Origin of the sequence: Roseateles asaccharophilus, from assembly GCF_004362405.1 — a bacterium.
Lineage (GTDB): Bacteria > Pseudomonadota > Gammaproteobacteria > Burkholderiales > Burkholderiaceae_C > Kinneretia > Kinneretia asaccharophila.
In genome coordinates, this window is the sequence record NZ_SNXE01000012.1 from 18972 (window position 1) to 32164 (window position 13193).

11 protein-coding genes are annotated in these 13193 nt (G+C 68.9%); 7 read left to right on the forward strand and 4 right to left on the reverse strand.

Features of this window, described 5'->3' with window-relative positions:
• The first annotated feature begins 35 nt into the window (after positions 1 to 35).
• Complete coding sequence (locus DFR39_RS18540; RefSeq protein WP_133605330.1) at positions 36 to 1106, forward strand: RNA methyltransferase; 1071 nt, start codon at positions 36 to 38, stop codon at positions 1104 to 1106.
• Positions 1107 to 1142: 36 nt separating this feature from the next.
• Positions 1143 to 2936, forward strand: coding sequence for a glutamine--tRNA ligase/YqeY domain fusion protein (locus tag DFR39_RS18545; protein WP_133605331.1), 1794 nt, complete (start codon positions 1143 to 1145; stop codon positions 2934 to 2936).
• A 120-nt stretch (positions 2937 to 3056) separates the two neighbouring features.
• On the opposite strand, the gene DFR39_RS18550 is transcribed toward DFR39_RS18545, so the two are convergent.
• From DFR39_RS18550 to dbpA, 4 genes are all read right to left on the reverse strand, one after another.
• Positions 3057 to 3668, reverse strand: coding sequence for a hypothetical protein (locus tag DFR39_RS18550; RefSeq protein WP_133605332.1), 612 nt, complete (start codon positions 3666 to 3668; stop codon positions 3057 to 3059).
• Positions 3669 to 3679: 11 nt separating this feature from the next.
• Positions 3680 to 4699: a M48 family metallopeptidase gene (locus DFR39_RS18555; protein ID WP_162849586.1), complete on the reverse strand. Its 1020-nt coding sequence runs from the start codon at positions 4697 to 4699 to the stop codon at positions 3680 to 3682.
• 122 nt (positions 4700 to 4821) lie between these two features.
• Entirely contained in the window at positions 4822 to 5526 is a 705-nt protein-coding gene (locus DFR39_RS18560; RefSeq protein ID WP_133605334.1) for a hypothetical protein, read from the reverse strand.
• 158 nt (positions 5527 to 5684) lie between these two features.
• Complete coding sequence (gene dbpA, locus DFR39_RS18565; protein WP_133605335.1) at positions 5685 to 7133, reverse strand: ATP-dependent RNA helicase DbpA; 1449 nt, start codon at positions 7131 to 7133, stop codon at positions 5685 to 5687.
• A gap of 151 nt (positions 7134 to 7284) precedes the next feature.
• On the opposite strand from dbpA, the gene DFR39_RS18570 reads away from it, so the two are divergent.
• Genes DFR39_RS18570 through DFR39_RS18590 form a run of 5 tightly spaced genes read left to right on the forward strand, consistent with a single transcriptional unit; the run spans position 7285 to position 13189 of the window.
• Positions 7285 to 8550 (forward strand): efflux RND transporter periplasmic adaptor subunit, encoded by a 1266-nt coding sequence (locus DFR39_RS18570; RefSeq protein WP_133605336.1) that lies wholly within the window; start codon positions 7285 to 7287, stop codon positions 8548 to 8550.
• Positions 8551 to 8561: 11 nt separating this feature from the next.
• Positions 8562 to 9290, forward strand: a complete 729-nt coding sequence (locus tag DFR39_RS18575; protein WP_133605337.1) for an ABC transporter ATP-binding protein — start codon at positions 8562 to 8564, stop codon at positions 9288 to 9290.
• Positions 9274 to 10590 carry a TolC family outer membrane protein gene (locus DFR39_RS18580; protein WP_162849587.1) on the forward strand — a complete coding sequence of 439 codons (1317 nt, stop codon included), beginning with the start codon at positions 9274 to 9276 and terminating at the stop codon, positions 10588 to 10590. Before DFR39_RS18575 ends, DFR39_RS18580 begins: the two co-directional genes overlap by 17 nt.
• Before the next feature lie 11 nt (positions 10591 to 10601).
• Positions 10602 to 11930 carry an ABC transporter permease gene (locus DFR39_RS18585; RefSeq protein ID WP_133605339.1) on the forward strand — a complete coding sequence of 443 codons (1329 nt, stop codon included), beginning with the start codon at positions 10602 to 10604 and terminating at the stop codon, positions 11928 to 11930.
• Positions 11931 to 11953: 23 nt separating this feature from the next.
• The gene (locus tag DFR39_RS18590) at positions 11954 to 13189 is read left to right on the forward strand and encodes an ABC transporter permease (protein WP_133605340.1); all 1236 of its coding nucleotides are present in this window, start codon (positions 11954 to 11956) and stop codon (positions 13187 to 13189) included.
• Positions 13190 to 13193 lie beyond the last annotated feature (4 nt).

Sequence of the window (13193 nt, forward strand, 5' to 3'; positions counted from 1 at the left end):
CACGGCTCGCACCACGCCAAGCCACCGTCCCATCCATGCAAGTTTCCGAGATCCAGCGCCGCCTGACCGAGCTGGGCGCCAATGCCGCCCACCGCGACCGCGTGCTGCGCCACTGGGTGCAAGCCATTCCCCTGAGCCAGGGCCGGCGCGCGCTGGAGCATTACCTGCCCCTGGCGGTGCGCGAAGCCCTGCCCGCCCTGATGGCCGAGCTGCAGGGACTGGCGCGCCTGCGCTCCCAACACCCCGGCGAAGACGGCTCGGCCCGCCTGCTGGTGGATCTGGCAGATGGTCAGATGGTGGAGAGCGTGCTGCTGCTGCGCGAGGGGCTGTGCGTGTCCAGCCAGCTGGGCTGCGCCGTGGGCTGCCGCTTCTGCATGACCGGGCGCGACGGCCTGCTGCGCCAGCTGAGCAGCGGCGAGATCGTGGCCCAGGTGGCCCTGGCGCGCACGCTGCGACCGGTGAAGAAGGTGGTCTTCATGGGCATGGGCGAGCCCGCCCACAATCTCGACAATGTGCTGGAAGCCATTGCCCTGCTGGGCACGGTGGGCAATATCGGTCACAAGAATCTGGTCTTCTCCACCGTGGGCGACCCGCGCGCCTTCGAGCGCCTCATGGCGGTGGGCGGCGGCGCGGTCAAGCCGGCCCTGGCCCTGTCCCTGCACACCAGCAAGCCCGCGCTGCGCGAGCAGCTGCTGCCGCGCGCGCCTCGGCTCACGCCGGCCGAGCTGGTGGAGGCCGGCGAGCGCTATGCCCGCGCCAGCGGCTACCCGGTTCAGTACCAGTGGACCCTGCTGGACGGCATCAACGACGGCGAGGACGAGCTGGACGGCATCGTCGCCCTGCTCAAGGGCAAGTACGGCGTGCTGAACATGATTCCCTACAACAGCGTGCCCGAGCTGCCCTACGTGCGCCCCAGCTGGGACAAGGCCCGCGAGATCGCGCGCCGTCTGCACCAGCGCGGCGTGCTGACCAAGCTGCGCGACTCCGCCGGCCAGGATGTGGACGGCGGCTGCGGCCAGCTGCGCGCCCGCGCCGAGCAGGGCCGGCGCCGCCGCGGCCGAGAGATCCCCATCACGCCCGCCGAGAACGCCCAAAAGCCTCAGTAAAATCGGCGCCCCTTTCCACACAAGACAGCGGCCGCGATGTCCACCCCTGCCCACGACGAGAGCCTCAAGCCCAACAACTTCCTGCGCGCCATCATCGAGCGCGATCTCGAAGCCTGGGGCCAGCTGCAGGATGCGCGCCGCTTTGCCGGCAGCCCGGGCGATGCCGCCCACCATGCCGCCGGTCCGCTGGATCCGGCCCGGATCCGCACCCGCTTCCCGCCCGAGCCCAACGGCTATCTGCACATCGGCCATGCCAAGAGCATCTGCCTGAACTTCGGCCTGGCGCGCGACTACGGCGGCATCTGCCATCTGCGCTTTGACGACACCAACCCCGAGAAGGAAGAGCAGGAGTATGTGGACGCCATCAAGGAGATGGTGGCCTGGCTGGGCTGGAGCTGGGATGCGGGCGGCAGCTCGCACCTCTTCCAGGCCAGCGACTACTTCGACTTCATGTACCGCGCGGCCGAGTACCTCATCAGCGCGGGCCTGGCCTATGTGGACGAGCAGACGCCCGAGCAGATGCGCGTGAACCGCGGCGACTTCGGCACGCCCGGTACCAACAGCCCTTTCCGCGATCGCTCGCCCGAGGAGAATCTGCTGCGCTTTCGCGAAATGCGCGACGGCAAGCATCCGGACGGTGCCATGGTGCTGCGCGCCAAGATCGATATGGCCTCGCCCAATATCAATCTGCGTGACCCGGCGCTCTACCGCATCCGCCGCGCCACCCACCACAACACCGGCGACACCTGGTGCATCTACCCGATGTACACCTATGCCCACCCCATCGAGGACGCGCTGGAGCGCATCACCCACTCGATCTGCACCCTGGAGTTCGAGGACCAGCGCCCCTTCTACGACTGGTTGCTGGGCCATCTGGCCGACGGCGGTCTGCTGGCCCGTCCCCTGCCCCACCAGTACGAGTTCGGCCGCCTGAACCTCAGCTATGTGGTGACCAGCAAGCGCAAGCTGCGCCAGCTGGTGGAGGAAGGCCATGTGAGCGGCTGGGACGACCCCCGCATGCCCACCCTGGTGGGCATGCGCCGCCGCGGCTACACGCCCGAGAGCATCCGCAATATGGTGGACAGCACCGGCGTGACCAAGCAGAACGCCTGGATCGACTACTCGGTGCTGGACGGTTATCTGCGCGCCGACCTGGAAGGCAAGGCCGCCCGCGCCATGGCCGTGATCGAGCCGATCAAGCTCAAGCTGACGAACTGGGCCGAGGTCTTCGGCAGCGATGCCCACCGCGAGCCCTGCAGTGCCCCCGCGCACCCGCAGCTGCCCGAGCTGGGCCAGCGCAGCTTCAGCCTGGGCCCCGAGGTGTGGATCGAGCAGGAAGACTTCATGGAAGTGCCGGTCAAGGGCTATCACCGCCTCTACCCCGGCAACAAGGCGCGCCTGAAGTATGGCTATGTGATCGAGTGCAGCGGCTGCGAGAAGGATGCCGCGGGCCAGGTTACCGCCGTGCTGGCCAAGATCGTGCCGGACACCAAGAGTGGCACGCCGGGCGCCGATGCGGTGAAGGTCAAGGGCGTGATCACCTGGGTCGGTGCCCACGAGGGCGTGGCCGCCGAGGTGCGGCTCTACGACCGCCTGTTCACCGTGCCGCAGCCCGGCACCAGCGACGCCGACTTCCTCAGCGAGATCAACCCGCAGAGCTGCCGCGTCGTGCAGTCCTGGCTGGAGCCCTCACTGGCCGGCGCGAGCACCGATTCGCGCTACCAATTCGAGCGCCACGGCTACTTCATCGCCGACCGCAAGGACCACAGTGCCGACAAGCCGGTGTTCAACAAGATCACGGGGCTGAAGGACGGCTGGGGCAGCAAGTAAACCCGCTTGAGCCGCGGCCCATGCCGCGGCAAGGTCACCATCGGACGCCGCGCGCGGTCACCACGCTCGCGCAGGCATCCGCGACGCGAGCTGCCGCGGCGCGGCGGCTTGCGATGGGACTCAGCTGCGAAGTTGGGCGGAGCGCACCAGGCCTTCGACCCGACCGACGTAGCGCGGGAAGAACACCAAGCGTGGCGCGCTGTAGTGGATCACAAAGAGCTCGCCCTTGCGAACCGCGCCATAAGCCAGGCCACGCATGGGCACATCGTCGACCTTGCGGTTGAGGCTGTACTCAAAGCGGAACCCGGTCCCCCCGAGGAATTCGGCAGGCTCCAGCTTTTCGAGCTGGAAGCTTGAGCCATCGCGGGTGAGCATGGCTTCGTAGAGAGAAACCACATCGGCCGGTTGCATCCCGGACTTGAAGATCAGGGGCTTTTGGCTCTTTTCCGCCGACGAGGTCTCGGCCAGGCGCTGACCGTCCTTGATGCCCACGTAAAACTGCAGCGCATCCACGGTCACCCCTTCCACGGTCCAGGTCGGGATGTTGTTGGTCATGGCGGCGCCGAACTGATTCCAGGCCGTATCCAGCTTGAGGGTCATGCGCTCACCCACGACGGCATCGCCCGTAGCCACCTTGCTCACCGAGGCGCACCCTCCAAACAGCAGCGCCAGACTCAGCACCGCCAGCCGGCTCATACCGCGCAGCTCGTTCTTGCTCACTCCCATTTGCATGGCTCCAGTCCTCACAGAAAACTCTTGATCATTGCGGCATCCGCAGCCTGCGGCGCGCGCTCCACATACAGAGCAAAGGCCTCGCGAGCAAGCTCGTACTTCTCGCGGCTGCGATGCAGATAGCCCAGGGCGCGGTACAACTCCACCGGCTCGTTGCCCAGCCGCCGCGCGTGCTCAAAATCCTGCAAGGCACTGTCAAGGTCATCGCCTTGGGCGCGCTGACGTCTGGCCTCACCTCGGAAGTAGCGCAGGTCGCCACGTTGCGGCGAGCGCTGGATCAGCCGATCCAGCAGCACCAGGGTCTCGCCGTGCTGACCCCGCTTGAGCTCGTCCTCCAACATCTGCTGCTGCAGGCCGGCAAGGCGCTCGTCCAGTTCGCGTGAACCCAGGAAGCCGCCGCTATCTGCCTCGGCCAAGCGGGTCAAGCTCCTCTGACGCTCCTCCGAGGGGGGATGGGTCGCAAACAGAGGGCTGGACTTGACGGGGTCATGGGCGGCGGCCGCCTCGGCACGCAAGTTTTCCCAGACCTTGGCGGCCTCACGGGTGTCGTAGCCAGCCTGCCGCATCAGCGTCAGACCGATGGTGTCAGCCTCTCGTTCCTGGTCGCGAGAGAAACCGAAGGCACCGGCCAATGCGGCCATCTGGCCGACCAAGCCCACCACGCCGAACATGCTCATGACCATGCCGAAAGCACTGCGAGCCTTGGCATCGCGCAACTGCTGCAAGGAATGCCGCTGCAGATAGTGCCCAACCTCATGACCCAGCACAGCGGCGAGCTGGGCCTCGTTCTCGACCCGGAGCAAGAGCCCGCTCCAGACCTGCATCATGCCGTTGGGAGCCATGCTGGCGTTGAAAAAAGGCGTGCGCACCGGATAGACGCGGATGTCTGCCGCATGCTCGCCGGCCAGCTTGGCGACGATGTCCTGCAGATAGTCCCGCAACGGTGCATCGCGGAGCATGAAGGGGCTGCGGCGCAAACGGGTCTCTTCCCGGTCCAGCATGGCCCAGAGCCCCCCCTCGTCGCTGCCCAAGTCAGGTCGACTGAAGCGTGCCGGCGCAATCCAGCTGCTCTGAGCCCAGGCCGTCGCACAGTGCAGGCAGCCCGACCCCAGCGCCGCAACGCTCGCCAGCCCCTTGAGACAGGCGCGCCGCTTCATTGCTGCTTGGGAAAGCCGGTCATCAGAGCTTCGATGGACTCGGCAGCCGACACTGCGTCGCGCAGGTCGCCACTGGCCCGCGCCAGGCGGTTGAACCACACAACCTGCCCACTGCCCAGGTCCACCAAGGAGGCATAGCCCACCTGGGAGCCTCCAGTCAGACCGATGCCCAGGATGGCCATGCCCACCATGGCCATCTTCCTCTCGGCACTGGCATAGCTGTCACGAACCCAGACAAAGAGTCCGTACTGGGAGCCGGACTGCTGCTTCAGGGCCTGCATGGCGTCGCCGAAACTCCAGTCCAGCTTGCCATCCTTGGTCGGCAGCGCCCAGGCTCCGCCCACAGAGTGGTGCAAGGCAATGGAGCGTGCCACGGCCGCATGAAGCGAAACCTGCTCGGCAAAAGCGTCCGCCGACTGTTCGTCCATCTGCTTGAACTTGATGCCCAGCTTGCGCGCCTTGTCCTGCAGCGCCTGCTTCATGTGCCCGTGAGCCGAAGCCGTCCAGTCCGCCCTGGGCTCGTTGACGCCGCCGGCCGACATGGAAAACAGCTCCACATCCACGGGCATCACCACCACCTCGGCACTCTTGGCCAACTGACTGAAGCCCGGCGCCAGCAACCTGGAATCTTGAGCTTGCGCTGGCGCAATGGCCAGACAGAGGGCGGCCGCCAGCGCAGCCAGGGTGTTCTTGACCTTCACGTTCACTCCCTATTGAACGCCGGCCTCTGCGGGCCAGGCGGGCGCACTGTAGCACCGGCCCGGGGCCTGCAATCCCCAGGATCTACCCCTCCCCCATCGGAGGGAAATGCGGTCGCAAAACGCTTGAAGCCGAGCCGGCTGGCGCCATGCGGCCGACTTCAGTCGGCCTCGCCCAGCGCCGCCAGATCGGCCATGCGCCGCACCTTGACCTTGCGGCCCTTGAGCTTGCCGCTGGACAGGCGCTTGACCACCTCGCGCGCCAGCTCGCGCTTGACGGCCACATAGCTGTGGAAGTCGGTGATGGTGATCTTGCCGATGTCGGCGGCCTGGAAGCCGGCCTCGCCGGTGAGCGCGCCCAGGATGTCGCCGGGGCGGATCTTGTCCTTGCGGCCGCCCAGGATCTGCAGGGTGTCCATGGCCGGCTGCAGCAGGCCGCCCGCGGCCGGGCTGAGGCTGTCCAGGGCCTGCCACTGGAACTCGCGGCCCAGCAGCTGCTCGATGCGGCCCACCCGGCCCATCTCGTCCAGGCTGGCCAGGCTCAGGGCCAGGCCTTGCGCGCCGGCCCGGCCGGTGCGGCCGATGCGGTGCACATGGGCCTCGGCGTCGGCGCTCATGTCCACATTGATCACGCATTCCAGCTGGGCAATGTCCAGGCCCCGCGCCGCCACATCGGTGGCCACCAGCACCGAGCAACTGCCGTTGGCAAACTGGATCAGCACCTGGTCGCGCTCGCGCTGCTCCAGATCGCCATGCAGGGCCAGGGCCACAAAGCCCTGGGCCGTCAGCACATCCACCAGATCGCGGCACTGCTGCTTGGTATTGCAAAACGCAATGGTGCTGGCCGGGCGGAAATGCAGCAGCAGGCTGGAGACCGCGTGCAGACGCTCGCCCTCGCCCACCTCGAAGGCCAGCTGGCGGATCTGGGCCGGCGCCTGGGCGCCGCTGCCCGCGCCGCCGCCGCCGGCCTGCACCTTGACCTCGGCCGGCTCGCGCATGAAGCGCTGGGCCAGATCGGCGATACCGGCCGGATAGGTGGCCGAGAACAAGAGGGTCTGGCGCTCCTTGGGGCAGCGCTTGGCCACCTGCACGATGTCGTCGACAAAGCCCATGTCCAGCATGCGGTCGGCCTCGTCCAGCACCAGGGTCCTGATGCGGCCCAGGCCCAGGCTGCCGCGCTCCAGATGGTCCAGCAGGCGGCCCGGCGTGCCCACCACGATGTGGGCACCATAGGCCAGGCTCTCCGCCTGGGGCCGCAGCGGCGAGCCGCCGCACAGCGTGAGCACCTTGATATTGTCGGCCGCGCGCGCCAGACGGCGGATCTCCTGGGTCACCTGCTCGGCCAGCTCACGCGTGGGGCAGAGCACCAGGGCCTGCACCTCCATGGACGAGGCATCCAGGCGGTGCAGCAGCGAGAGGGCAAAGGCCGCCGTCTTGCCGCTGCCGGTCTGGGCCTGGGCGATCAGGTCGCGGCCCTGCAGCGCCAGCGGCAGCGAGGCCGCCTGGATGGGCGTCATCTGCGCATAGCCGAGCTGGGTGAGATTGGCCTGCAGGGCCGGGCTCAGCGGCAGATCGGCAAAGGGACGGGCGGAAGGCTTCGGTTCGTTCATCGCGGGATTATCCCAGGCCGGTCGTCCGGACAGTGTCCACCAGACTGTCCGCGGACACTGCGCTAGCACCGGCACAGTGAGATAAGCCACTGATCTACAACAATATTTTGTAGAGCGCTGAGCGGGCACGGGCCTTGCGATCCTGGTCTGCATGATCCGCGACACCTCTGCCCAAGACCGTCCCCTGTCCGCCCCCCGCCACGGCAAGCGCCGCCTCCTGCTGGCCTGTGGCGGCGCCCTGCTGATCGGCTTCGCCGCCTGGTCACTGCTGCCCCGCATGGGCAGCGCTGCCGGCTCCGTCAGCCTCAGCCGGCTGAGCATAGCCACGGTGGAGCTGGGCCCGCTGGTGCGCGATGTGGCTGGCGAAGGCCGGGTGGTGGCCGCCATGAGCTCCACCCTTTTCGCTCCTCAGGCGGGCGCCCTGGTCCTGGAGGCTCGTGCCGGCGATGCGGTCAGAAAGGGCCAGTTGCTGGCCCGCATCAGCAGCCCCGAGTTGCAGGCGCGCCTGGCTCAGGAGCAAAGCCAGCTCGATGCCCTGCGCACCGAGCTGATGCGCGCCGAGGTCGAGGCCCGCCAGCAGAACGCAAGCCAGCGCAGCAGCCTTGAAAACGCCCGCCTGGACCTGCAGACCGCACAGAACAATCTGGAGCGCCAGACCAAGGCCTTCGAGGCCGGTGCCACCGCCGGCATTCAGGTCGAACAGGCGCGCGACGCCCTGGCCAAGGCCGGCATCACCCTGCGCCACGCCGAGGGCAACGAGCACCTGCGCAAGGACAGCCTCATGTTCGAGGTGCAGGCCCGCCGCCAGGCGCTGCAGCGTCAGCACTTGCTGGTGCAGGACCTGCAGCGGCAACTGGCCGAGCTGACTCTGCGCGCCCCGGCCGACGGCCAGGTGGGCCAGCTCTTCGTGGCCGAGCGGGCCCAGGTGGCCCGAGACGCCAAGCTGCTCACCGTGATCGACCTCAGCGCCCTGGAGGTGCAGATGCAGGTGGCCGAAAGCTTTGCCCGCGAGCTCGCGCTGGGCATGCCCGGCGAGGTCTCGGGCAATGGCCAGCGCTGGCGCGGCCGCATCAGCTCGGTCTCGCCCGAGGTGGTCAATGGCGAGGTCGCGGCGCGTCTGCGCTTCGAGGACGCCGACAAGCCCGAGCAGCTGCGCCAGAACCAGCGCCTGTCGGTGCGCGTGCTGCTGGACCGGCGCGAGAACGTGCTGAGCGTGGCACGCGGCCGTTTTGCCGATGAGGGCGGCCACCACGTCTATGTGCTGCGCGATGGCGTGGCGCAGCGCAGCCCCGTCCGCCTGGGCGTCCGCAGCCTGGACAAAGTCGAGATCCTGTCCGGCCTGAAGGCCGGCGACCAGATCGTGATCAACGGCGCCGACGCCTTCCAGGGCGCCGAGCGCGTCACCATTGCCCAATGAGGAGAAGCAGCATGCTGAAGATGAGCGGCCTGGCCAAGGTCTACCGCACCGAAATGATCGAGACCTATGCGCTGAGGGATTTCGACCTCACCGTCCGGGAAGGCGAGTTCGTCGCCGTCACCGGCCCCTCGGGCTCGGGCAAGACCACCTTCCTGACGATTGCCGGCCTGCTGGAAGCCGCCAGCGGCGGGCGCTACGAACTCGACGGCGTGGACGTCAGCGGGCTCGATGACGCCCGACGTTCACGCCTGCGCAACGAGAAGATCGGTTTCGTGTTCCAGGCCTTCAACCTGATCGCCGACCTCAATGTGGCCGACAACATCGAGGTGCCGCTGCGCTATCGCGGCTTCGGCCGCGCCGAGCGCGCGCAGCGCGTGCAAGAGTCCCTGGCGCGCGTGGGCCTGGCCTCGCGCGCCCGCCACTACCCCGCCGAGCTCTCGGGCGGCCAGCAGCAGCGCGTGGCCATCGCCCGCGCCCTGGCGGGCGGCCCGCGCCTGCTGCTGGCCGACGAGCCCACCGGCAATCTCGACAGCCAGATGGCGCGCAGCGTGATGGAGTTGCTGGAGGAGCTGAACCGCGAGGGCACCACCATCGTGATGGTCACGCACGACCCTCAGCTGGCGGCCCGGGCCCAGCGCCACGTGCATGTGATGGACGGTCAGGTGGTGGACATCACCGCCGGCCAGGTCGACGCCACCGGCCTGAACCTGGATGCGCCCCGCCATGCCGCGCTGGCCTGAGCGTCGCCGCAGTGCCCGGTGGAGCCTGGCCGCGCTGCTGCTCTGCGCCGCCGGTGCGAGCGCCGCGCCCGGCACCGACCTGTTGCAGGTCTATGCACAGGCGCGCGCCAGCGATCCGGTACTGGCCGCGGCCCACGCGCGGCTGGGCGCGGCCCAGGCCGGCAGCCGCGCCGCGCGCGGGACTTTGCTCCCACAGTGGACCCTGGACTGGCAGTACCGCCAGCAGCAAGGCGCCGGCAATGCCCGGGAGCGCGAGCTGAACAGCCGCATCAGTCAGGTGCTGGTCAATCTGGAACGGCTGGCCCAGCTGCGCTCGGCGACCCATCGTGCCGAAGGCCAGACGGCCTTGCTCCAGTTCGCCGAGCAAGACCTGGCCCTGCGGGTGGCCGAAGCCTACTTCGGCGTGCTCGGCGCCCAGGCTCAGCTGGATACCGTGCAGGCCAATGAAGAAGCCTTCGCCGATCAGGTGCGCCAGGCCGAAGTGCGCGCCGCCACCGGTCTGGGCGCCCAGGCCGATGTGGAACAAGCCCGCACGTATCTGGCCCTGGCCCGCAACAACAGCATCGCCGCGGCCCGCCAGCTGCAGAGCGCCGGTGAGGCCCTGGCCGAGATCACCGGAGCCCCGGCCCACGAGCTCCGCCCGCTGGGCCGGGTTCTGCCCACCTGGGTCCCCGTGCCACGCGAGCCGGCGGCCTGGGTCGAGTCGGCTTTGCGCGACAACCCCGGGCTGCGGGCCGAACGTCTGGCGCTGGAAGCCAGTGAAGCCGATCTCGCCAGCGCCCGGGCCGCCCACCTGCCCACGCTGAGCCTGAGCCTGGACAGCGGACGCAGCAGCCAGTGGGGGGAGACCCTCCCGGACACGTCCGCGCGCAGCGCGACCACCCTGGGCCTGACGCTCACCCTGCCCTTGTCGGCCGGCGGCAGCACCGAGGCTCTGCGCCGCCAGGCGGCCTACCAGCGCGACGCCGCCCGCGAGACCCTGGAGCAGCGCCGCCGCCAGGTGGAGCGCAGCACCCGCGAGCAATATGCCGCTGTGCTGAGCACCATGAGCCAGATCGACGCCACCCGAACCGCCGTGGAGGCTGCGAGCAAGGCCCTGGCGGCCACCCAGGCCGGCCAGATCCTGGGCACCCGCAGCATGACCGATCTGCTGCTGGCCATCCAGAACCAGACCATGGCACAGAACGCCTATTCCCAGGCGCGCCACCAGTATGTGCTCGCCCGGCTGCGCCTGCAGCGCGCGGCGGGGGCGGCGGACGAGAGCCAGCTCGCCGCCATCAATGCCCTGCTGGAACCCTGAGGACCCCAAGAATGTTGAGCTACTACCTCGCACTGGCCCTGAGCAGCTTCCGCAATTCGCGGGCCCTGACGGCACTGATGGTCATCGCCATCGGCCTGGGCATTGCCGCCTGCATGACCACGCTGACCCTGTTCCGGGCCCTGTCCGGCGACCCGATTCCGAACAAGAGCGCCAGGCTCCTCAATGTGCAGATCGACGCCCGGCCTGCGCTGGAGCAGAGCAGCAGCCCCAACCCCAGCTATCTGCTGCAACTCACCCGATTCGATGCCGAGGCCCTGCTGCGTGAAGCGCGCGGCCAGCGCCAGGTGATGATGACCGGCGCCATCATCGCGGTCGACCCTGCCGGCTCGGGCGCCCCCGGCTCTGCCGCGCTGCCGCCCTTCATGGAGACCGGGCGCTGGACCAGCAGCGACTTCTTCCCCATGTTCGAGGCCCCGCTGCTGCATGGCCGCAGCTGGAGCGCTGCCGAGGACCAGGGAAAGGCCCGCGTGGCCGTGATCGGCCGCGAGCTCGCGCTCAAGCTGTTCGGCCGCAGCGATGCCCTGGGCCAGACACTGCGCCTGCGTGACAAGGACCTCCAGATCATCGGCGTGCTGGACGACTGGCGCCCGGCACCGCATTACTTCGACCTCACCATGGGGGCCTACGAGCATGCGGCCCAGGTCTATGCGCCACTGCAGACCGCGCTGGACCTGGACCTGCCCAGCGCCGGCGATGTCAACTGCTGGGCCAGCAGCCCCGTTGGCGACCCGCGCGCCCTGAATGCGCCCTGCGCATGGCTGCAGTACTGGGTGGAGCTGGAGAGCCCGGCCGCCCTGCCCCAGTACCAGAGCTATCTGAACCGCTACGCCGCCGAGCAGCATCGCGCGGGGCGCTTCGAGCACCCGGCCGTCGGCCGCCTGAGCACGGTGCCGGACTGGCTCAGCCAGCGCCAGGTCGTGCCCAGTGATGTGCGCCTGCAGCTCTGGCTGGGCTTCGGCTTCCTGCTGGTTTGCCTGAGCAATACCGTCGGTCTGCTGCTGGCCAAATGCCTGCGCCGCTCCGGCGAGATCGGCGTGCGCCGCGCCCTGGGCGCTTCGCGGCGCGACATCTTCAGCCAGTTCCTGGTGGAGGCCGGCGTGCTGGGCCTGGCCGGCGGCCTGCTGGGCCTGCTGCTGACCTGGGTCGGGCTGGCCGCCATCCGCCTGAACCCCAGCGCCCATGCCCAGCTCGCCCAGCTGGACTGGACCATGCTCGGCATCACCCTGGCCAGCGCCCTGGGCGCCGCCCTGGCCGCAGGCCTGCTGCCCGCCTGGCGCGCCTGCCAGGTCATGCCCGCCCTGCAACTCAAGAGCCAGTAAGCCTTCCTCACCGGACCATTGCCATGGACATCCTGCCCATCCTCTCCACGCTCAAGCGCCACAAGATCGCCGCGGGCCTGATCGTGGTCCAGATCGCGCTGACCTGCGCCATCGTCTGCAACGCCCTGTTCGTGATCACCGAACGCCTGAAGCTGATCCAGGCCCCCAGCGGCATGGCCGACCGCGAGCTGCTGGTGCTACGGGTCGAGGGCCTGAGCCGCAGCCAGAATCCGGAAGCCCAGACCCAGGCCGATCTGGCCGCGCTACGCGCCCTGCCCGGCGTGCGCGCGGCCAGCCTGGTTTCCCAGCTGCCCTTCGGGCGTAACAGCGTGGCCGAGGGCGTGGGCAGCTCGCCCGACCCTCGTCAGCAGAACATCAATGTCGGGCGCTATGTCGCCAGCGAGAACTGGCTGCCCACGTTGGGCCTGACACTGGCGGAGGGCCGCGACTTCGAGCCCGCCGAGTACGCCGACGGCGCCCAAGTCTTCAAGCCCGGCGAGGAGCCCAAGGTGCCGGCCGTCATCATCAACCGTGCACTGGCCGAGCGCATGTTCCCGGGCCGTTCTGCCCTGGGGCAGCCCATCTATGTCTACGGCGCCACACCACAGATCGTGGTGGGTGTGCTGGAGCATCTGCCCTCGCCCAACCCCGGCGTGGCGGGTGAGCGCGAGCGCTACAACATGGTGCTGCCGATCCGACCCACCTTCCGCGGCGGCATCTATGTGCTGCGGGCAAGCCCGGACGCAGACCGCCAGTCGCTGCTCAAGGCCGCGGCGGCAGCCCTGGAGCAGAGCAGCCAGGGCGGCAAACGCCTGTTCCGCCAGCAGCGCCTGCTGGAGGAACTGCGCGCCGACTACTACCGCCAGGACCGCTTCATGGTGGGCCTGCTGCTGGGCGTGTGCGGGGCCATGATGCTGGTCACCGCCTTCGGCATCGTCGGCCTGGCCAGCTTCTGGGTGCAGCAGCGCAGCCGCATGATAGGCACGCGCCGCGCCCTGGGCGCCAGCCAGGCGCAGATCCTGCGCTACTTCCAGACCGAGAACCTGCTGCTCTCGGCGTTGGGCATCGCGCTGGGCATGGCCCTGGCCTACGGCATCAATCTGCTGCTGATGACGCAGTACGAGCTGCCCCGCCTGCCCATGCTCTATCTGCCCCTGGGCGCCCTACTGCTGCTGGGCCTGGGCCAGCTGGCGGTGCTGGGCCCGGCGCGCCGCGCAGCCGCCCTGCCGCCCAGCCTGGTCATGCGGGGCCTGAATTAAAGTC

Excerpts from the sequence above, each read along its gene's own strand:
- DFR39_RS18575 (WP_133605337.1), top strand. The coding sequence starts at position 8,562 with ATGCTGAAGATGAGCGGCCTGGCCAAGGTCTACCGCACCGAAATGATC.
- DFR39_RS18550 (WP_133605332.1), bottom strand. The coding sequence starts at position 3,668 with ATGCAAATGGGAGTGAGCAAGAACGAGCTGCGCGGTATGAGCCGGCTG.
- DFR39_RS18585 (WP_133605339.1), top strand. The coding sequence starts at position 10,602 with ATGTTGAGCTACTACCTCGCACTGGCCCTGAGCAGCTTCCGCAATTCG.
- DFR39_RS18540 (WP_133605330.1), top strand. The coding sequence starts at position 36 with ATGCAAGTTTCCGAGATCCAGCGCCGCCTGACCGAGCTGGGCGCCAAT.
- dbpA (WP_133605335.1), bottom strand. The coding sequence starts at position 7,133 with ATGAACGAACCGAAGCCTTCCGCCCGTCCCTTTGCCGATCTGCCGCTG.
- DFR39_RS18580 (WP_162849587.1), top strand. The coding sequence starts at position 9,274 with ATGCCGCGCTGGCCTGAGCGTCGCCGCAGTGCCCGGTGGAGCCTGGCC.
- DFR39_RS18590 (WP_133605340.1), top strand. The coding sequence starts at position 11,954 with ATGGACATCCTGCCCATCCTCTCCACGCTCAAGCGCCACAAGATCGCC.
- DFR39_RS18570 (WP_133605336.1), top strand. The coding sequence starts at position 7,285 with ATGATCCGCGACACCTCTGCCCAAGACCGTCCCCTGTCCGCCCCCCGC.
- DFR39_RS18545 (WP_133605331.1), top strand. The coding sequence starts at position 1,143 with ATGTCCACCCCTGCCCACGACGAGAGCCTCAAGCCCAACAACTTCCTG.